Annotated in this window: 15 protein-coding genes; 8 read left to right on the top strand and 7 right to left on the bottom strand. The window is 67.7% G+C overall.

Annotated features, from left to right (window positions below; translation table 11 throughout):
* Positions 1–320 precede the first annotated feature (320 nt).
* From edd to zwf, 3 genes are all read right to left on the bottom strand, one after another.
* A complete protein-coding gene (gene edd, locus AB4Y92_RS03070; protein ID WP_441818315.1) occupies positions 321–2,153 on the bottom strand; it encodes a phosphogluconate dehydratase in 1,833 nt (610 codons plus the stop codon).
* 293 nt (positions 2,154–2,446) lie between these two features.
* A complete protein-coding gene (gene pgl / locus AB4Y92_RS03065) occupies positions 2,447–3,202 on the bottom strand; it encodes a 6-phosphogluconolactonase (RefSeq protein ID WP_187313109.1) in 756 nt (251 codons plus the stop codon).
* Entirely contained in the window at positions 3,186–4,703 is a 1,518-nt protein-coding gene (gene zwf / locus AB4Y92_RS03060; RefSeq protein ID WP_441818314.1) for a glucose-6-phosphate dehydrogenase, read from the bottom strand. Before zwf ends, pgl begins: the two co-directional genes overlap by 17 nt.
* A gap of 148 nt (positions 4,704–4,851) precedes the next feature.
* Between zwf and AB4Y92_RS03055 the strand changes: the two genes are divergently transcribed.
* Genes AB4Y92_RS03055 through nagA form a run of 3 tightly spaced genes read left to right on the top strand, consistent with a single transcriptional unit; the run spans position 4,852 to position 7,795 of the window.
* Positions 4,852–5,604, top strand: a complete 753-nt coding sequence (locus AB4Y92_RS03055; RefSeq protein WP_441818313.1) for a GntR family transcriptional regulator — start codon at positions 4,852–4,854, stop codon at positions 5,602–5,604.
* Between the two features lie 35 nt (positions 5,605–5,639).
* Positions 5,640–6,650 carry an SIS domain-containing protein gene (locus AB4Y92_RS03050; RefSeq protein ID WP_441818581.1) on the top strand — a complete coding sequence of 337 codons (1,011 nt, stop codon included), beginning with the start codon at positions 5,640–5,642 and terminating at the stop codon, positions 6,648–6,650.
* A gap of 11 nt (positions 6,651–6,661) precedes the next feature.
* On the top strand, positions 6,662–7,795 hold the full coding sequence (nagA, locus tag AB4Y92_RS03045; protein ID WP_441818312.1) for an N-acetylglucosamine-6-phosphate deacetylase: 1,134 nt from the start codon (positions 6,662–6,664) through the stop codon (positions 7,793–7,795).
* Between the two features lie 143 nt (positions 7,796–7,938).
* On the opposite strand, the gene AB4Y92_RS03040 is transcribed toward nagA, so the two are convergent.
* Positions 7,939–9,390: an amidohydrolase family protein gene (locus tag AB4Y92_RS03040; protein WP_441818311.1), complete on the bottom strand. Its 1,452-nt coding sequence runs from the start codon at positions 9,388–9,390 to the stop codon at positions 7,939–7,941.
* A 463-nt stretch (positions 9,391–9,853) separates the two neighbouring features.
* Between AB4Y92_RS03040 and AB4Y92_RS03035 the strand changes: the two genes are divergently transcribed.
* The 3 genes from AB4Y92_RS03035 to AB4Y92_RS03025 all read left to right on the top strand — a co-directional run bounded on the left by AB4Y92_RS03035 (position 9,854) and on the right by AB4Y92_RS03025 (position 15,944).
* Positions 9,854–11,548 (top strand): phosphoethanolamine transferase, encoded by a 1,695-nt coding sequence (locus AB4Y92_RS03035; RefSeq protein WP_441818310.1) that lies wholly within the window; start codon positions 9,854–9,856, stop codon positions 11,546–11,548.
* Between the two features lie 66 nt (positions 11,549–11,614).
* On the top strand, positions 11,615–11,971 hold the full coding sequence (locus tag AB4Y92_RS03030; RefSeq protein ID WP_441818309.1) for an Imm51 family immunity protein: 357 nt from the start codon (positions 11,615–11,617) through the stop codon (positions 11,969–11,971).
* Positions 11,972–12,251: 280 nt separating this feature from the next.
* On the top strand, positions 12,252–15,944 hold the full coding sequence (locus AB4Y92_RS03025; protein WP_441818308.1) for an indolepyruvate ferredoxin oxidoreductase family protein: 3,693 nt from the start codon (positions 12,252–12,254) through the stop codon (positions 15,942–15,944).
* Positions 15,945–16,442: 498 nt separating this feature from the next.
* Here the strand turns inward: AB4Y92_RS03025 and AB4Y92_RS03020 are convergent, their stop codons facing one another.
* Both AB4Y92_RS03020 and AB4Y92_RS03015 read right to left on the bottom strand, forming a co-directional pair.
* Entirely contained in the window at positions 16,443–17,201 is a 759-nt protein-coding gene (locus AB4Y92_RS03020) for an anti-sigma factor family protein (protein WP_441818307.1), read from the bottom strand.
* 124 nt (positions 17,202–17,325) lie between these two features.
* Positions 17,326–17,841 (bottom strand): RNA polymerase sigma factor, encoded by a 516-nt coding sequence (locus AB4Y92_RS03015; RefSeq protein WP_441818306.1) that lies wholly within the window; start codon positions 17,839–17,841, stop codon positions 17,326–17,328.
* Positions 17,842–17,969: 128 nt separating this feature from the next.
* Between AB4Y92_RS03015 and AB4Y92_RS03010 the strand changes: the two genes are divergently transcribed.
* Together AB4Y92_RS03010 and AB4Y92_RS03005 are read left to right on the top strand one after the other, a co-directional pair.
* Positions 17,970–19,064, top strand: a complete 1,095-nt coding sequence (locus AB4Y92_RS03010; protein ID WP_441818305.1) for a catalase family peroxidase — start codon at positions 17,970–17,972, stop codon at positions 19,062–19,064.
* On the top strand, positions 19,061–19,654 hold the full coding sequence (locus AB4Y92_RS03005) for a cytochrome b (protein WP_441818304.1): 594 nt from the start codon (positions 19,061–19,063) through the stop codon (positions 19,652–19,654). The genes AB4Y92_RS03010 and AB4Y92_RS03005 overlap by 4 nt, the downstream gene beginning before the upstream one ends.
* Positions 19,655–19,705: 51 nt before the next feature.
* Here the strand turns inward: AB4Y92_RS03005 and AB4Y92_RS03000 are convergent, their stop codons facing one another.
* Positions 19,706–20,008 carry a putative quinol monooxygenase gene (locus tag AB4Y92_RS03000; protein WP_441818303.1) on the bottom strand — a complete coding sequence of 101 codons (303 nt, stop codon included), beginning with the start codon at positions 20,006–20,008 and terminating at the stop codon, positions 19,706–19,708.
* Between the last annotated feature and the right edge of the window lie 157 nt (positions 20,009–20,165).

Below are 20,165 nucleotides of genomic sequence, written 5' to 3'. Positions count from 1 at the left end.
TTCGGGATTCGGGATTCGGGATTCGGGATTCGGGATTCGGGATTCGGGATTCGGGATTCGGGATTCGGGATTCGGGATTCGGGAACAGCGTACTTACCTGTCGTCATTCCCGCGAAGGCGTGAATCCAGCGACTTCAGGCGTTCTCGCACGAAAGGCACTGGATTCCCGCCTTCGCGGGAATGACGACTTGGTGGGATGGCGCTGAAGTCTCTGGATTCCCGCCTTCGCGGGAATGACGGCTGGGCGGATTCGAAATCGGTCATCAGCAGCGCCGCATCCGCGACATCGCAATCAACCAAACGATCGCATCCGCCAACCCTCAAAGCGTCACCGTCCCGAACACCCCCGCGCCGCGATCGGCCGGTGCAGCGTAATCGCGGAACGCGGCGAACAACTCGCGCCCCACGCCGGCATGGTGCGAAGACAAATCGGCGGTCACGCATTCGCGCGAAGCCCAGTCGGCCGGCTCGATCACCTGCAAGGTGCCGGCCACCGCATCCACCCGCAGCACGTCGCCGTCGCGCAGCTTCGCCAGGGCGCCGCCGCTCATCGCTTCGGGGGTGACGTGGATCGCCGCCGGCACCTGGCCCGAGGCGCCGGACATGCGGCCGTCGGTGACCAGGGCGACGCGATGGCCGCGCTTTTGCAGCACCGACAAGGTCGGGGTGAGCTGATGCAGTTCCGGCATGCCGTTGGCGCGCGGGCCCTGGAAACGCACGACCACGATCACGTCGCGATCCAGCTCGCCGCGTTCGAAGGCCTGCTTCACTTCATGCTGTTCGACGAACACCCGGCACGGCGCTTCCACGACCCAGCGGTCTTCCGGCACCGCCGAGACCTTGATCGCCGCGGTGCCCAGGTTGCCGCTGAGCACGCGCAAGCCGCCGTCGGCGCGGAACGGTTCGGCGACCGGACGCAGCACCGCGGTGTCGCAGCTTTCGCGCGTGCTCGGCACGTACACCACTTCGCCGTCGTCGCCCAAGCGTGCTTCCACGCGATAACGCGCCAGGCCCGTGCCGGCGACGGTTTCGACATCGCCGTGCAACAAGCCGTGATCGAGCAGTTCGCCGATCAGGTACGCCAGCCCGCCGGCGGCGTGGAAATGATTCACGTCGGCGCTGCCGTTCGGGTAGACGCGCGCCAGCAGCGGGATCGCCGAGGACAGCGCATCGAAATCCTCCAGGCGCAGATCGATCCCGGCCGCGGCGGCCATGGCGATCAAGTGCAACAGGTGATTGGTCGAACCGCCGGTGGCGTGCAGGCCGATCACGCCGTTGACGATCGCGCGCTCATCGACGATGCGGCCGATCGGCCGGTAGTCGTCGCCCAGCGCGGTGATCTGCGCGGCGCGATGCGCCGCCAGCGCGGTCAGCGCATCGCGCAGCGGCGTGTTGGGATGGACGAAGCTGGAACCGGGCAGGTGCAGGCCCATCAGTTCCATCAGCATCTGGTTGGAATTGGCGGTGCCGTAGAAAGTGCAGGTGCCCGGGCCGTGATAGCTGCGCGCCTCGGCTTCCAGCAACTCCTCGCGCGAGGCCTCACCGGTCGCGTAGCGCTGGCGCACGCGCGATTTTTCGTCGTTGGGCAGGCCCGAGGTCATCGGCCCGGCCGGCACGAAGATGCCCGGCAGGTGGCCGAAATGCAGCGCGCCGATCAACAGCCCCGGCACGATCTTGTCGCACACGCCCAGGTACAGGCCGGCGTCGAACATGTCGTGCGACAGCGCGATCGCCGTGGACATGGCGATGACGTCGCGCGAGAACAGCGACAACTCCATGCCGTCGCGGCCCTGGGTGACGCCGTCGCACATCGCCGGCACGCCGCCGGCGACCTGCGCAGTGGCGCCGCAGTCGCGCGCGGCGGCCTTGATCAGATCGGGAAAGCGCTCCAGCGGCTGGTGCGCGGAGAGCATGTCGTTGAACGAGGTGACGATGCCCAGGTTGGGTGCGTAACCGGTCCGCAGCGCGGCTTTGTCGCCGCTGGCGCAGGCGGCGAATCCGTGCGCGAGATTGCCGCAAGACAGGCGCCGCCGGTGCGGGCCGCTGCTCTGCGCCGCGTCGATGCGGGCCAGATAAGCATTGCGGCGCGCGCGGCTGCGTTCGGCGATACGGTGCGTGACTTGCGCGACAACGGGATGCAGTTGGGTATTCACGAGTACTCGGTCGGTGCGAGGCCCCTTCCGCAGGGGCCGAACAGTTCCCCCCTTTGAAAAAGGGGGGTTAGGGGGATTTGCTCTTCCTACACCTTCCTAAGAAGCAAAGGCAAAAGCAAATCCCCCCGCGCCCGCTGCGCGGACGCGGCCCCCGTTTTAAAGGGGGCGACAGCAAAAGCCGCAGCTGGGAGGGGAGGGAGCTATGGCTTGGCTGTCTCAAGAGCCCAATGTGTCGCGGGCCCCAATAAAACGCTTGCGCTTGGCCAGTTCGAACTCAACCGGCTTCGGCCGAATCAAGGACTCCAATAAAGCGTAGGCGCCACCGGCGCGCCGCTGAGCACCGAGCGGATCGGCAGCGCGCTGCGCGGATCGCGCTGCGCGCCTTCGAGCACGGCGCGCTTGCTCTCGCCTTCGATGTGCAGATAGATCGCCGGCGCGGTGAAGATCGCGCTCAGGGTCAGGGTCATGCGCGGCTCGGGCATCGCCGAGGTGCGCACCGACATCACCGGCGCGCGGCCGCGCGGCTGCAGGCCGATCTCGCGCAGCGCAGGATTGTCGTAACCCAGGTCCGGGAACAACGAGGCCACGTGGCCGTCCTCGCCCATGCCCAGCACCACCACGTCCAGCGGCAGGCCTTCGTTGGCGATCTTGGTCAGCACCGGCATCAGCGCCATTTCCGGGGTCGGCGTCGGCCGGTACATCGGCAGCAGTCGGGCGACGGCGGCGTTGTTCTTGAACAGATGCTCGCGCAGCAGGCGCTCGTTGGAACGCGGATGCTCCGGCGGCAGCCAGCGCTCATCGACCGGCAGCACGGTCACCCGCGCCCAGTCCAGCGTCTGCGTGGACAGCGCGTCGAAGAAACGCTTGGGCGTATTGCCGCCGGACAAGGCGATGCACGCCTCGCCGTGCCGCGCCAGCGCGCCGCGCAGATCGGCCGCGACCTGTTTGGCCAGGGCCTGCGCGAGCTGTTCGCCATCGTCGAAAAGGCGTTCGTGCAACGGCAGCGGCAAGGGTTCGATCACTTTGAGTCGCTCAGCCTGCATCTTCATGCCACGTTCTCCCATCGCGTTCGATCAGCGCCACCGCGGCGCTCGGACCCCAACTGCCGGCCGTGTACGGGCGCGGCGCTTCGGCGCCCGCGGCCCAGGCGGCACGGATCGGGTCGATCCATTTCCAGGCCGCGTCGACTTCGTCGCGGCGCATGAACAACATCGGATTGCCGCGCACCACGTCCATCAGCAGACGCTCGTAGGCGTCGGCCTGACGGCCGCCGAAGGCCGCGGCGAAACTCATGTCCAGCGGCACGTGACGCAGACGCAGGCCGCCGGGGCCGGGCACCTTGTTCATCAGCCACAGCTTCACGCCCTCGTCGGGCTGCAGGCGCAGCACCAGCTTGTTCGGTTGCAGGCGGCTGGACGGGTCCTGATCGGTCAGATCCTCGAAGATCGAATGCGGCACCTGACGGAAAGTCACCACGATCTCCGACACCCGCTCGCCCAGGCGCTTGCCGGTGCGCAGGTAGAACGGCACGCCGGCCCAGCGCCAGTTCTTCACTTCGGCCTTGATCGCGACGAAGGTTTCCGTCAGCGACTGCGCGCCCAGTTCCTGTGCGTAGCCCGGCACCGCGGTGCCATCGACCGCGCCGGCCTTGTACTGGCCGCGCACCGTGGACTGCGCCGCGTTGCCGTTGACGATCGGGCGCAGCGCGCGCAGCACTTTCAGTTTTTCGTCGCGGATCGCGTCGGCGGCGAGCGAGGACGGCGGCTCCATCGCCACCAGGCACAGCAGCTGCAGCAGATGGTTCTGGACCATGTCGCGCAGCGCGCCGGATTTGTCGTAGTACGGCGCGCGCGATTCCACGCCCACCGTTTCGGCCACGGTGATCTGCACGTGGTCGATGTGCTCGGCCTTCCACAGCGGCTCGAACAAGGCATTGCCGAAGCGCAGCGCGGTGAGGTTCTGCACCGTCTCCTTGCCCAGGTAATGGTCGATGCGGAAGATCTGCGCCTCATTGAACACGCGCGCCAGCGCGTCGTTGATCGCATCGGCGCTGACGCCGTCCTTGCCCAGCGGCTTTTCCACCACCACGCGGGTCTTGGGACTGACCAGGCCGTGCGACTGCAGGCGATCGGCGACCACGCCGAACAAGTCCGGGCCGACCGCGAGGTAGAACACCCGCACGCGTTCGTCGCCGGCGAATTCGGCGGAGAACTCCGGCCAGCCGCTGTCGGAGCTCAGATCCAGGCGGCGATACAGCAGCAGCGACAGGAAGCCTTCCACCGACTGCGACTCGCGCGCGTCCAGATTGGCGAACTTGGCCAGCGCGTCGCGCACCCGGCCGCGGTAGTCCTCGTCGCTCTGGGTGTCGCGGGCGATCGCCACGATGCGGGTGCCGGCGACGATCTGGCCGTCGGCATACCGATGGAACAACGCCGGCAGCAGCTTGCGCAGGGCCAGGTCGCCGGTGCCGCCGAAAATCACCAGATCGAACGGGGCCAGCGGCGCCAGATGCGGGGCTTGCGAGGGAGTCGGCACGGAGTAGACGCTCATGGACGGGCTCGGACAGGTCTGGATGGAACCATACCAGCAAAGATACCAGTAAGATACCACTTCGGCAAATTAACTATAAATCAATTGGTTACAATGGCGTTACAGGCCTTTGTTGCCGTCAATGGTCTGCGACTGGTATCTTTTTGCCATGCAGGCCTATCTGGAAAGCGAATTCCGCCGCCAGTCCGACGCGCGCCGCGCGCCGGCCTACCAGCACCTGCGCCGGACCCTGCAGCACGCGATCGACAACGGCGAGCTGACCGCCGGCCAGGCCCTGCCCGGCGAGCGCGAGCTCGGCAAGCTGCTGGACCTGTCGCGGGTGACGGTGCGCAAGGCCATCGCCGGGCTGGTCGAGGACGGGCTGCTGGTGCAGCGCCAGGGCGCCGGCACCTTCGTCGCCGAGCGCATCGTCAAATCGTTCTCGCGCCTGACCAGCTTCACCGACGACCTGCGCGCGCGCGGGCTGGACCCGCGTTCGACCTTCCTCGAACGCGGCGTCGGCGAGGTCACGCCGGAAGAAGCCATGGCGCTGAATCTGTCGCCGGGCGCGCAGGTGATCCGCTATTACCGTTTGCGCACCGCGGAGAACGTGGCGCTCGCACTCGAACGGACGGTGGTCCCTGTAGCGGTTCTTCCGAATCCTGACTTGGTGGAAAACTCGCTGTACGAAGCCTTCGCCAAGCTCGGCATCCGCCCCGCCCGCGCGCTGCAGCGTCTGCGCGCGATCGCCTTCGACGCCGAACAGGCGCGGCTGATGAATCTGCCCGAAGGCGCGCCCGGCTTGTTCATCGAACGCCGCACCTTCCTCGACGACGGCCGCGTCGTCGAATTCACCCGATCCTTCTACCGCGGCGACGCGTACGACTTCGTCGCCGAACTGCAGAGCGAAACCACCCCGTGAGCACCGACACCTTGCTGGACGCAACAAGCACGCGCATGTACGCCGAAGCCAACGAGTCGGGCGACGCGGTCGCGCGCCAGTTCGCCGCCAACGCCGACATCATCGACGACCTGGTCGAACGCCTGCGCAAACAGCCGCCGCGCTTCATCGTCACCTGCGCGCGCGGCAGTTCCGATCACGCCGCCACCTATGGCAAGTACCTGTTCGAAACGCAGCTGGGCTTGGTCACCGCCTCGGCCTCGCCTTCGGTCGGTTCGGTGTACGCGATCAAGCCCAAGCTCGACGGCGCGCTGTTCGTGGCGATCTCGCAGTCGGGCAAGAGCCCGGACCTGCTGCGCAACGCCGAGATCGCCAAGGCCGCCGGCGCGCACGTGGTGGCGCTGGTCAACGTCGCCGATTCGCCGCTGGCGCAGTTGGCCGACACCGTGCTCGGCCTGCACGCCGGCCCGGAGAAAAGCGTCGCCGCGACCAAGAGCTATCTGTGCTCGCTGGCCGCGCTGCTGCAACTGACCGCGCGCTGGAGCAACGACGCCGGCCTGTTCAACGCCGTGCACGCACTGCCCGAAGCGCTGCGCGAAGCCACGCGCCAGGACTGGTCGCCGCTGGTCGAAGGCCTGGTCGATGCGCGCAATCTGTTCGTGCTCGGCCGCGGCCTGGGCCTGGCCGCGGCGCAGGAAGCGGCGCTGAAGTTCAAGGAAACCTGCGGCCTGCACGCGGAAGCCTTCAGCAGCGCCGAGGTCAAGCACGGGCCGATGGCGATCGTCGGCCCCGGTTTCCCGGTGCTGGCGTTCGCGCAGGACGACGGCACCGGCGACAGCACGGTCGCGGTCGCGCGCGAGTTCCGCGCGCGCGGCGCGCCGGTGTGGCTGGCCGCGCCGGGCGTCAGCGGCGGCGATGCCTTGCCGCTCGCGCGCTCTTCGCATCCGGCGATGACCCCGCTGATCACCGTCGCCAGCTTCTACAAGGCGGTCAACGCGCTGTCGGTGGCGCGCGGGCACAACCCGGACCTGCCGCCGCATCTGAACAAAGTCACCGAGACGGTTTGAGGAACGCCCGCATGTCCGCCACCGCCTTCGTCAACGGCCGCGTGCTCACGCAGCGCGGATTCGAATCCGATCTGAGCGTCATCGTCGAAGACGGCCACATCGTCGCGGTCCTGCCGGGCGCGGCGCCGGCCGGCGCGGACACGGTCGATCTGCACGGCCGCTACCTCGCGCCGGGCTTCATCGACACCCAGGTCAACGGCGGCGGCGACGTGCTGTTCAACGATGCGCCTACCGTCGATGGCCTGCGCCGCATCGCACAGGCGCATCGCAAGTTCGGCACCACCGGAATGATGCCGACCCTGATCAGCGACGATGTCGCGGTGATGGTGCGGGCGATCGACGCGGTGCGCGAAGCGATGCGGCAGAACGTGCCGGGCATTCTCGGCATCCATCTGGAAGGCCCGTACCTGGCCGCGGCGCGCAAGGGCGTGCACAACCCGGACAAGTTCCATACCCCGGGCGAGGACGAACTGAATCTGGTCGCCTCTCTCGGCGTCGGCAAGACCATGCTGACGCTCGCGCCCGAGCGCTTCGGCAACGACACCCTGCAGGCGCTGGCCGCACGCGGCGTGCTGGTCTGCGCCGGCCACACCGCCGCCGATTACGGCCGCCTGCGCGAAGCCTTCGCCCACGGCGTGCGCGGCGTCACCCACCTGTTCAACGCGATGACCCCGCTGGGCAGCCGCGAACCCGGCGGCGTCGGCGCCTGCATCGAAGATCCCGATTCGTGGTGCGGCGTGATCGTCGATGGCGAACACGTCCACGACGCCTCGCTGCGCATCGCCATCGCGGCCAAGCCGCGCGGCAAGATCATGCTGGTGACAGACGCGATGCCGCCGGTCGGCGGCGATCAAGAGGACTTCGTCCTGTACGGCGAAACCATGACCTGCCGCGACGGCAAGTGCACCACCGCCGACGGCACCCTGGCCGGCTCCGCGCTCGACATGGCCGGCGCGGTGCGCAACACCGTGCAGCGCCTGGGCCTGCCGCTGGACGAAGCCTGCCGCATGGCTTCGACCTATCCGGCGCAGTTCCTCGGCCTGGGCCATGAGCTAGGCCACATCGCCCCGGGCTATCGCGCCGATCTGGTCGCGCTGGACGATGCTCTGCACGTCACCGACAGCTGGATCGGCGGCGCGCGCTGAGCTCGCTCGCGAGGCTGCAAGACCCGCGCGCAAGCACCGAAATCTTTTGTGGGAGGGAGCTTCAGCCCCGACCAACGAAGCCGCGCATCAATGAAATCGCCGGCACCTCATGGGCAAATGATCTGAGCCTTCCAGCACAACGCTCAGTGCAACCCCACCTTCCCCTTCATCGCCTCGAAAATCGCCTCGGTCCTGTAGCCCTTGCCCGCCTTGAACACCAGCGGCATGCGCTCGATCGCGCGCGCATCGCGGGTCGGATCGCCATCGATCACGACCACATCCGCGCGCTTGCCGACTTCCAGACTGCCGACGCTCTTGTCGCGCCCCAGATAGCGCGCGCCGTTCAAGCTCGCCACGCGCACCGCCTGTTCGAAAGTGAAACCGGCCTCGACCATCAACTCGAGCTGGCGCTTGCTCGCATACCCCGGAATCACGCCGCCGTAGCCGGTCGGGTCCGTGCCGGCCATCAACAACCCGCCGGCGGCGACGAAACGCCGCTCCCACTGTCCGAGCTTGGGCAGCAACCGCGCCCAATCCTGGCCGACCGGCTTGGATTGCATCGCCGTCCAGCCCGCTTCGTATTGTTCGCGCACTTCCGGCAACAGCAACGACAGCGCCGCTTCCGACACCTTGGGCCGCTGCGCCGCCAGGGTTTCGATCACGGGCAAGGTCGAGGTCAGCGCGACCTTGCGCTCGACCAGCAGCTCGATCAGCCGCTGCATCTGCGGCGCGTCCACGTCCAGGTCGGCGAGCGATCGGGTGATCGACGCTGGGCAGACATCGGGCTGCTTGTCGGTAACGAAGTCCGAGGCGAAGGAGAAGCCGTGCTCCAGATTGTCGATGCCCATCGCCGAAGCTTCGGCGAACGTCACCGAACACAAATGCGCGGTGACCTTGCGCGAACGCCGGTGCGCGACCTCGATCATGCGCTGCAATTCGTCGCGACGAATCTGCATGTAGGCTTTATATGAATCCACGCCCTCCTCCGCCCAGTAGTTCACCGCACGCTCGGCATCGTCGGCGCCGTCGAGCACTTTCACCGCCAGCACCGGCAAGCCGGGGCCGTTGAGCAGGGGCGAGGTCACTTCCATGTCCGGGCCGACGATGGCGCCGTCGGCGATCTTCTTGCGCATGTTGAGATCGGCGTAGGGCTGCATCGCCGCGGCCGTGCGCAAGGTGGTGACGCCGCCGGCCAGATACAGCGACGGGAAGCTGTACACCATCTCGGAATAGTTGCCTTGCCCGGTCGGGTAGAACATGTGTTCGTGCATCATCACCAGGCCGGGCAGCAAGGTCTTGCCCTTGGCGTCGATCACAGTCGCGCCCTTGGGCACGGCGATCTTCGCGCTGGCGCCCACGGCGCGGATTTTTCCGTCTTCGATCAGCAAGGTCTGATCGCGCCGGATCGGCGCGCCGGTGCCGTCGATCACGTCGGCGTGGGTGAACGCCAACAGCGGCTGATCGTAAGCGACGAACGACGGGCCGGCTTTCGCCGCAGGCGCGGGCGGCGCCGCGGGTGGCGCTGGTTCATGGGCGATGGCGAGCGCGGACAGACCGCAGGACATCAGCAAGGCGATCGAGCCTTTCCACTTCATGAAGATTTCCGTCCGGCGGCGAATTGAACGACGGCGATCAGCGTATCGCATCCGTTGCGGCATATCGATGTCGCATGGGGTCGCGGCGGAGCGATGCGGATGACGAACACCATTCGGCAGCGTTCGCGCAATCGCGGCTTGTCGTGGCCTCGCAGGCATCGATACGGTTGCGTTCGCAGGCACCGGCGACGCGCGCGATCGAAAAAGTTCGAACTCGCTTGCGGCATGTGCAATCGCGACTGCATTTTTACACATCGACTTGCAGATATTCCGGCAAATATCCGTAGTGGCGTTGTCTGCGGAAATGAATGCCGATTAAGAGTTGTCACGCGCGATCTAGCATTTACGCATCCAAACGATACCGCCGCCGCACACACGCCCGCGTACGCCGGCCCTCGGCCGATCCGGATCGCATATCCAGCCCCTATGGTGTCGCGCCAATCCTTCGGCGATCACCACGCCCATGCGAGTTCTGCGGGAACCGGCCTTACTCGCGCAGCCCGGCCAATGCGGCCGGGTATCGCTGTCGCGGCGCATCGCGCTGTTGCTGTTGGTCAGCGCGGCGAGCACTTCGCTGCTGTTGCTGGACGATCGCCTGCAGCAACTGGTCAATCCGCACAACCTCGCCGTGGTCAAGCCGGGTTGGTGCGCGGCCTTGATGCTGATCGTCGCCTGCCTGTGGCTCAGCGGCAGCCGGGTCGTCGCCAATGCGGTGATCGCGATGTTCGCCGGCATGCAGTTGTTGCAGCTGTGCCACATCGCCGCGATCGGCCGTCCGCTGTCGCCGTTGGACATCGCGATGATTCCGCATCAATCGCGCGACATCGGCGCGGCGGTGCGCGCCGAGATCGGCCAGAACTGGCCGAGCCTGCTCGCCGGCGGCGTGCCGTATGCGCTGCTGTTCGCGCTGTTCAATCTCGGCCTGCCGCGCGTGCCGCTGCCGCGCCTGCGCTGGGCGTGGCTGCTGGTGGTCGCGGCCCTGGCCTTCATTCCGTACAGCGCCGCGCATCGCAACATGACGCGCTTCATGCCGCAGCCGCAGCGCAGTTCGCTGCACAATTCGCTGATGGCGTTCGGTTACTACGCCGCCAATCTGAGCGGCGCGTCGATGCGCAGCGATATCGATCCGTACCGCCCCTACCTCGTCGCGCGCGATGCGCGCAACGACGCGGCCCGGCCGCGCTCGATCTGGCTGGTGATCTTCGACTCCACCCGCACCGATCACTGGGGCGTGGCCGGCTACGCACGCGACACCACGCCGGTGATGTCGCGCTGGGTCGCGCAGGGCGATGCGCGCTGGCATCGCGGCGTCGCCGGCGCCGCGGCCACGCGCGCCTCGATGGCGCTGCTGCTCAACGGCGTGCGCGAACCCGGCCACCTCGAACAACTGCGCTCGCATCGCGGCAATCTGTTCGGCCTGGCGAAGCAGGCCGGCTATCGCACCTACTGGCTGTCGACCCAGTACGGCGGCGATCTGCTGGAAGACCAGGACAAGGCGAGCATCGACGTTACCCGCATACGCGAAACCGATCCGGAGCGGGTCGCCGCGGTCGGCGACGATGCCATCATCGACATGCTCGCGCCGCTCAAGCCCGGCGAGCCGCGATTGATCGTGCTGCTGCTGCGCACCGCGCATATTCCGTACGAAGACGCGTATCGACGGCGCGCCACACCGCCGCCGCAGTGGCCGGATACGGCATCGTCCTCATCTGAGCAGAGCAAGATCGACGCCTACGATCACGCGATCGCCTATCAGGACGATCTGGTCGGCCGCCTGTACCAGCGCTTCGAGGCCTTGGACGAGCAAGGCCTGTTCGTGGTGACCTCCGATCACGGCCAGATGCTCGGCGAAGACGGCGTGTGGGGCCACAACGTGCTGACGCCGCAGATCGCGCAGGTGCCGATGCTGGTGCGCGGCCGCGGTCCGGCGCAAGCGCCGCTGGGCGAGAACGGCGAATGGATATTCCACAACCAGCTCGCGTTCGCGCTGGCCGCGCGCATGGGCTATCGCATCGACAATCCCAACGCGCATGCGGGCCGGTATTTTCTGCAAGGCCCGGACGCGTTCGGCGACATCCTGTTCCGCGAAGCGCGCGTGGCCGATGGCCAACTGGTGCTGGGTGAATTGTCGGGCCTGCGGCCGGCGCCACCGCGCTGACGAACCGACACGGCCGCGGACTATCATCGGTCACGGACACCACCGCCTCTCAAGGAAGGATTCGACATGAGCGACGACCGTACCGACCACAGCAGCTACGCCCCTTTCATCCTCATGGACCGCGGCGGCTACCGCTCGCTGCTGCTGACCGAACCGGGCATGGAAGCGAAACAGCATGTGTTCGCCGAACACGAGGCCGCGGGTTGGAGCGGCAACGGCTACGACTGGAGTTCGATCGCGCAAGTGGTGGTGGCCGAACGCCTGCCGCGGTTGCAAGACCGGCTGTCGTTCGACCCCGAGGCCGGCATGCTGTCGGTGTCCGGCGAACGCGCCGATCTGGAAGCGCTGGGCACGGCGATGCGCGCGGTGTATCGCGACGAAGCCGACCTGCGCGACCTGCTCTCGCGCGCGGAACTCGACTGACGCGCGACGCGGTCGGCGCCTGCGCGCACGGGCTTCGTTGCCCGCGCCATACCTGAACAGGGATAGCACCGCATCCGATCATCTGCAGGGCGAATCCGTGCGCGCGGTCATGCCCCGCCGATCCGCGCCCACAGGGCACACCGGTGCCACCTAGCGGCCCGATTGAGCACACAAGCTATAATTCCGAGTCTTTGCTCGGTCCCGGCGCGCCACCGCCGGTCCGCGCGGATCGCCGAACGCCCCCGCCAGCCAACCCGCGGCACCGCCGCGAGAGCCCGCCATGACCAGCACCGCAGAACTCAGCTCGCCCTCGTCGGCGAATACTTCCCTGACCAATTCCGTCCTCGATCCGGATTACTCGCTCGAGCACAAGTACACCCGTCAGGAAGGCCGCATCTATCTGTCCGGCGTGCAGGCGCTGGTGCGTCTGCCGCTGATGCAGCGCCTGCGCGACCAGGCCGCGGGCCTGAACACCGCCGGCTTCATCTCCGGCTACCGCGGCTCGCCGCTGGGCGGCTTCGATCTGGAGCTGTGGCGCGCGCGCAAGCATCTGGAAGCGGCCGGCGTGAAGTTCACTCCAGGCCTCAACGAAGACCTGGGCGCGACCATGGTCTGGGGCACGCAGCAGACCAATCTGTTCCCCGGCGCCAAGGTCGAAGGCGTGTACGGCATGTGGTACGGCAAGGGCCCGGGCGTGGACCGCACCGGCGACGTGCTCAAGCACGCCAACGCCGCCGGCACCAGCAAGTACGGCGGCGTATTGGCGCTGGCCGCGGACGATCACGCCTGCCGCTCCTCGACGCTGCCGCACGGCTCCGAAGGCGAGTTCACCAGCGCGATGATGCCGATCCTCAATCCGGCCGGCGTGCAGGACATTCTCGACATGGGCCTGATCGGCTGGGCGATGTCGCGCTACACCGGCCGCTGGGTCGGCTTCAAGACCATCGCCGAAACGGTCGAATCGTCCGCCTCGGTGGACGTGAATCCGCTCGCGCTGAACATCCTCACTCCGGACGATTTCATCCTGCCGCCGGGCGGTTTGAGCATCCGCTGGCCCGATCCGCCGATGGATCAGGAAATGCGCCTGCACCAGTACGCGGTCAAGGCCGCGCAGGCGTTCGCGCGGGCCAACAAGATCGACCGCATCGTCATCGATTCGCCGAACGCGCGGCTGGGCATCATCACCACCGGCAAGAGCTACCTCGACGTGCTGCAGGCGCTGGAGTACCTGGGCCTGGATGCGCGCGCGTGCTCGGACCTGGGCCTGCGCGTGTACAAGGTCGGCATGACCTGGCCGCTGGAACCGGTCGGCCTGCGCGCGTTCGCGCGCGGCCTGGACGACATCCTGGTGGTCGAGGAGAAGCACGCCTTCATCGAAAGCCAGATGAAGGAATCGATGTACAACTGGGACGGCGAGCGCCGTCCGTCGATCGTCGGCAAGTACGACGAAAGCGGCGAGTGGATCCTGCCGTCCACCGGCGAGCTGACCCCGGCGCGCATCGCCGGCGTGATCGCGCGCCGCATCCAGCGCTTCCACAACTCCGAGCACATGGAAAACGTGCTGCGCTGGATGGAAGAGAAGGAGAGCGAACTCGCCCTGCCGCGCGCCTCGTTCCCGCGCGTGCCGCATTACTGCTCGGGCTGCCCGCACAACACCTCGACCGTGGTGCCGGAAGGCTCGCGCGCGCTCGGCGGCATCGGTTGCCATTACATGGTGACGTGGATGGACCGCGACACCAACACCTTCACCCACATGGGTGGCGAAGGCGTGACCTGGTCGGGGCAGGCGGCGTTTACCGAAACCCAGCACGTGTTCCAGAACCTCGGCGACGGCACCTACTTCCACAGCGGCTCGCTGGCGATCCGCCAGTCGGTCGCCACCGGCGTCAACATCACCTACAAGATCCTCTACAACGACGCGGTCGCGATGACCGGCGGCCAGCCGGTCGACGGAACCTTGTCGGTGCCGCAGATCGCGCACCAGGTGCGCTCCGAGGGCGTGCACACCATCGTGCTGCTGTCGGACGACATCGCCAAGTGGAACAAGCGCGAACTGTTCCCCAGCGACATGGAATTCCACGATCGCAAGGAGCTCGACGCGGTGCAAAAGCGCCTGCGCGAGGTCAAGGGCACCAGCGTGCTGATCTTCGATCAGACCTGCGCGACCGAGAAGCGCCGCCGCCGCAAGCGCGGCAAGATGGTCGATCCGCAAAAGCGCGTGATGGTCAACACCCTGGTCTGCGAAGGCTGCGGCGATTGCGGCAAGAAGTCGTTCTGCGTGTCGGTGCTGCCGAAGGAAACCGAGTTCGGGCGCAAGCGCGAGATCGATCAGTCCAATTGCAATAAAGATTATTCCTGCGTCAACGGCTTCTGCCCGAGCTTCGTCACGGTGGAAGGCGGCGGGCTGAAGAAGAAGAAAGGCTCGTCCGCCAAGGATCGCCTGAACAATCTGCCGATGCCGCCGCTGCCCGCGCTGGATCAGCCCTGGAACATCCTGATCACCGGCGTCGGCGGCACCGGCGTGGTCACCATCGGCGCGTTGCTCGGCATGGCCGGGCATCTGGAAGGCAAGGGCGCGAGCGTGCTCGACCAGACCGGCCTGGCGCAGAAGGGCGGCGCGGTCACCACGCATATCCGTATCGCCAAGACCCCGGCCGACATCCACGCGGTGCGCATCGCCGCGGGCGAAGCGGATCTGGTGCTGGGTTGCGACATGGTCGTGGTCAACGACTACTGGGCGCTGTCGAAGGTGCGCGCCGGCCGCAGCCAAGTCGTGCTCAACAGCTACGAAGCGATGCCGGGCACCTTCACCACGCGTCCGGACATGCAGTTCCCGGCGACCGACATCGTCGCGGCGATCAAGCAGGCGCTCGGCGGCGAAGATCCGCTGATCGTCGATGCGACCCAGCTGGCCACCGCGCTGCTCGGCGACGCGATCGCGACCAATCTGTTCATCCTCGGCTACGCCTGGCAGCGCAGCCTGGTGCCGATCGCGTTCGACGCGCTGATGCGCGCGATCGAGCTCAACGGCGCGGCGATCGAAATGAACAAGACCGCCTTCGCCTGGGGTCGCCTGGCCGCGATCGATCCGCAGTCGGTGGCGCAGGCCGCCGGCGTGACCCGCAAGGTACAGACCACCGCCGAAGCCACCCCGCACGACCTGCCGCATCTGGCGCCGGGCGAATGGGAAGGCAACGAATGGGGCGCGACCTCGGCGCCGCGCGCGACCCGCAACGAAGACGAACTGCGCCACGTGCCGGCGCGCGCGGACAGCGACAACGTCGCTTTCCTGCCGCTGGACGATCTGCGCCTGTCGCGCTCGCTGGACGAACTGATCTCGCGCCGCGTGTCGTTCCTCACCGAGTACCAGGACGCCGCCTACGCCAAGCGCTACTCCGATTTCGTCGCCAAGGTGCGCGAAGCCGAGCAGAGCAAGGCGCCGGGCTCGACCGATCTGGCCGAGGCGGTCGCGCGCTACTTCTTCAAGCTCATGGCCTACAAGGACGAGTACGAAGTCGCGCGCCTGTACACCAGCGGCGAATTCCAGCGCAAGCTGGAGCAGCAGTTCGACGGCGACTACAAGCTCAAGTTCCACCTCGCCCCGCCGCTGCTGGCCAAGAAGGACGCGCAGGGCCGTTTGATCAAGCAGGAATTCGGCCCGTGGGTGTTCACCGCGTTCAAGTGGATGGCCAAGCTGCGCAAGCTGCGCGGCGGCAAGCTCGACATCTTCGGCTACACCGAAGAACGCAAGATGGAGCGCCAGCTGATCGCCGACTACGAGCAGACCGTCGGCGGCCTGCTGGCGTCGCTGGACGGCGGCAACGTCGATCTGGCCGCTGAAATCGCCAGCATCCCCGAGCACATCCGCGGCTACGGCCACGTCAAGGAAGACCACCTGCACAAGGCCAAGGCACGCGAGGCGGAGTTGATCAAGGAATTCGGTAATCCGTTGCGGATTGTGCAGGCGGCTTAAGGTTCGGTTGGTTTGGATTTAGGCGAAGGCCCCGCGGAAGCGGGGCTTTTGTTTGGGCGGGTGTTTTTGGTGGGTGTTTTTGGTCGGTGGCTTGCCGTTGCTCGTCGTTCCGCCTCCGCTTCGGCTTCGGCTTTGGTTTCGGCTTTGGCCTTTGCTCGTCATTCCCGCGAAGGCGGGAATCCAGGGCCTTTCGTGCGAGAACGTTTGAAGTCACTGGATATTCGGCTTCGCCGAAGTAAAGCGGAGCCCGCGTTCGCGGGAATGACGGCCTGGAGAGATGACGCTAAAGGCTCTGGATTCCCGCCTTCGCGGGAATGACGTTCTGAAAGATGACGCTAAAGGCTCTGGATATTCGGCTTCGCCGAAGTAAAGCGGAGCCCGCCTTCGCGGGAATGACGTTCTTGGAAGATGGCGCTGAAGTCTCTGGATATTCGGCTTCGCCGAAGCAACGCGGAATCCCACTCGCGGCAACGACGACGTGAATAACGTCGCCCCAACTCAAATCGCCTGCAACGCCCGCTTCACCACCCGCGTGCTGCCGTCGTCGCTGCCGCTCACCATCGCGTAGTTGTAGCCGCCGCGCGACCAGTACTGCGCAAGCAGGTCGCCGTCGCGGCGGTCGCCGCGCGGCAGCAGGTGGCGGTGCGGGCCGGGCGGGCGGATGTAGAAGCTGATCGCGTTGCCGGCGGCGTCTTCGTACACGATCAAGGCGGCGGCGCCCTGGTCGGTGGCGAGCAGGCGGCCGCCGACTTGCCTGAAGCCCGAGCCGCTCAGGTCGGGCAGTTTCATGGGTTGGCGGAAGTTCGCTTCCAGCCACGGCTGCAGATCGGCGGCGACGCGGTCGGGCTGGAGGTCGTGACGCACGGCGAACAGGCGATGCGCCTGGATCGCATCGGCCATCGGCGCCGCGCTCGCCGATGCGGGCGGCGCGGCCGGCTGCGACCATTCGCGTGCCTGCCAACCGCCGAGGCAGCCGACGCCGATGCTCAACAGCACCGCCGCCGCCATCGCGTAGCGCGCGCTGCGCCGGCGCGCGAGTGCACCGCGCACGCGCGCGGGATCGAGTTCGGGCGGCGGCGCCAGGCTTTCGCCGGCCAAGGCCGCGCGCAGTTGCTGCGCGTCGCGCTGCCAGGCCTGGATTTCCGCCAGCCGTTCGGGATGGCGGCTCAACCACGCCTCGACATCGGCGCGGCTCGCGGCGTCCAGGCGTCCATCGACGTAGGCGTGCAGATCGTGTTCGTTCGGGGGCGTGCTCATGAGGCGCTCATCGGGGCGATATCGAACCGATCGCGACGGCGACCGGATTGCTTGCGATCAAGGGAAGCGATGTCGGCCGCGCATCCGCGCACGCAAGGCCGAACTACGCGAAGGCCAGAACCGCTCATTTCAGCAGCCTCAACGCCGGGGCCGGCGTTTCGCCGTCGCTGAGCCGGCGCAAGGCCTGGCGCGCGCGCGACAGCCGCGACATCACCGTGCCGATCGGAACCTGCAGAATCTCCGCGACCTCCTGATAGCTCAGGCCCTCGACCGAGATCCACAGCAGCAGGCTGCGCTGCTCCACCGGCAGCCGTTGCATCGCTTCCAGGGTGGAGCGGGCGAGGAACTCGCGTTCGGCCGACGGTTGACTGTCGGCGCCGGCGATGCCCAGCCGCGCCAGCAGGCCGGCATAGCGCTGCGAACGGCGCTGGCCGTCGAGGAATTGGCGGTAGACGATCGCGAACAGCCACGGCCGCAGCGCTTGCTCGTCGCGGCGGCCGGCCCAGCGGGTGATCGCGCGCTCCATCGCCGCCTGCACCAAATCGTCGGCGGCATGCGGGTCGCGCGCCAGCCAGCGGGCGAAACGCCGCAACGAGGGCAGCTGTTCGCGCAGGGCGGCATCGATTTCGCTGGCGGACATGGCGCGGGACCGGCTGGAGGGGACTGTCCTGAGTGGGACGCCGCTGGCCGCAGTTTATTCCGCCGCCGATGGAATAAACCCCGGCGACGCGCGTCGTACCGGTATCGCGCCCCCACCGAGAAGCCCGCATGCCGCCGCCCGATCCCATCGACACCGCCCGCTCCGCCTCATCCCCGCCGCCGCGACCGCTCGGCCGCTGGGCGCTGATCGCCTTCGCGGTGAGCGCGCTGGCGGCCGCCTTCGGCTACGTCGCCGGCCCGCTCGATCCGAACCGGCTCACTCCGAAGCGCGTGGTCGATACCCTGCAGAACAACGGCGGCCTGCATCCGGGCTACCGGCGCAATCACGCCAAGGGCGTGTGCGTGATCGGCCGCTTCGACAGCAACGGCCAGGCCGCGGCGTATTCGAAAGCGGCCTTGTTCGCGCCCGGCGCCACGCCGGTGGTCGGCCGCTTCGCCCTGCCCGGCGGCAATCCCTACGCGCCCGACGGCGGCGTGCCGATCCGCAGCTTCGCCCTGCGCTTCACCCAGGCCGACGGCCAGCAGTGGCGCACCGGCATGAACAGCATGCCGGTGTTCCCGGTCGCCACGCCGCAGGCGTTCTTCGAGCAATTGCAGGCCGGCGCGCCCGATCCGGCCACCGGCAAGCCCGATCCGGAGAAACAGAAGGCGTTCTTCGCCGCGCATCCGGAAACCGCCGCGTTCCGCGCCTGGGCCAAGGACCGCAAGCCCTCGGCGAGCTACGCCACCGAGGCCTACTACGGTCTCAACGCGTTCTACTTCGTCGATGCCGGCGGCGCGCGCCATGCGGTGCGCTGGCGGGTGGCGCCGGACAACGGCGCGGCCGCCGCGCCGCTGTCGGCGCAGGATCACGATGTGCTCGCGCGCGAACTCGACCAGCGCCTCGCCAGCGGCCCGCTGCGCTGGCGATTGCTGGTGACCCTCGCCGCCGCCGGCGATCCGACCGACGACGCCACCCGCGTGTGGCCGGCCGACCGCAAGGAGATCGACGCCGGCACCGTGGTGATCGAGCGCGCGCAATCGCAGGACGCCGGCGAATGCCGCGACATCAACTACGACCCGTTGATCCTGCCCGACGGCATCGCCGGTTCCGACGACCCGCTGCTGCCGGCGCGCTCGGCCGCCTATGCCGATTCCTACCGCCGCCGCACGTCCGAGGAAGCCCGGGCCGGCGGCCGTCCGCCGCAGGAGACGCCGCGATGAGGCGCGATCATGAAATGTTTTCGCTGCCGGCGCGGGTGCTGCACTGGCTGATGGCGGCGATGATCCTGACGATGCTGTTCGTCGGCGCCGGCATGGTCGCGACCGTATCGGACAAGCACACCTGGCTGCTGGCGCTGCACAAGCCGCTGGGCATCGCGATCCTGGCCCTGGCGGTGCTGCGATTGCTGCTGCGCCTGGCGCGCAAGCCGCCGCCGTTGCCGGCCGACATGGCGCCGCTGCAGCGCTTCGCCGCGCTCGCCTCGCACTGGCTGCTGTATGGGCTGATGTTCGCGCTGCCGCTGGTCGGCTGGGCGATGCTGTCGGCCGGCGGCTATCCGGTGAGCCTGGGCGCGGGCGTGCAACTGCCGCCGATCGCGCCGTTCGACGCGAGCGTGTTCGCGACCTTGCGTTGGTTGCATCGCGCCCTGGCGTATCTGCTGTTCGCCACCGTGCTGATGCACTTGGGCGCGGCGCTGTACCACGGGCTGATTCGCCGCGACGGGGTGCTGCGCAGCATGACGTGGCGGAGTCGAGCGCGCGATGTGGCGACGGCGGATTCGCAGGCGCGGCCGGTCGTGCCCGGCGATTGATCGACGCGCGTCGCGGCCTGCGCCGTCGCTACGCGCCGGCTCGCGGCCGCGTCAGCGCGCCGCGGTCAGGCCGTGGCCGCCGACCGGTTCGGTTTCGAAATGCGCCTCGAAGCCGGCGATCATCGGCTTGGCGCGCTCGATCGCCGCGCGCACTTGCGGCAGCGACAGCGAGGCGCGATGGCTGTCGGCGTTGTCCCAGACTTCGCTGATCCAGATCGCATCGGCGTCCTTCGGGTCGCGGGCGACGATGTAGTTCAGGCACCCGGGCATGGCGCCGACGTCTTGCAGCAGCACATCGATCAGCGCATCGCGCTGGCCGGCGGTGGCTTTCATCTTGCCGATCAGTCCGTACATGGCGGCGGTGTCTTCAGGTGGAGGGAAGGGAGCGCCGGCGCGAGCGCGGCGGCGGCGGTCGTGACGATTAATTCGTATCGGCCGGGGTGCATGCGGGCGCAGTGCGGTGAACGTCGCGGCGACTTTAGCGCGCAATTGCGGACAGATTGCGGACATG

The sequence above is a fragment of the Lysobacter sp. TAB13 genome, assembly GCF_052113885.1.
Classification (GTDB): Bacteria; Pseudomonadota; Gammaproteobacteria; order Xanthomonadales; family Xanthomonadaceae; genus Lysobacter; species Lysobacter gummosus.
This window is presented reverse-complemented; position numbering and strand designations above follow the sequence as displayed.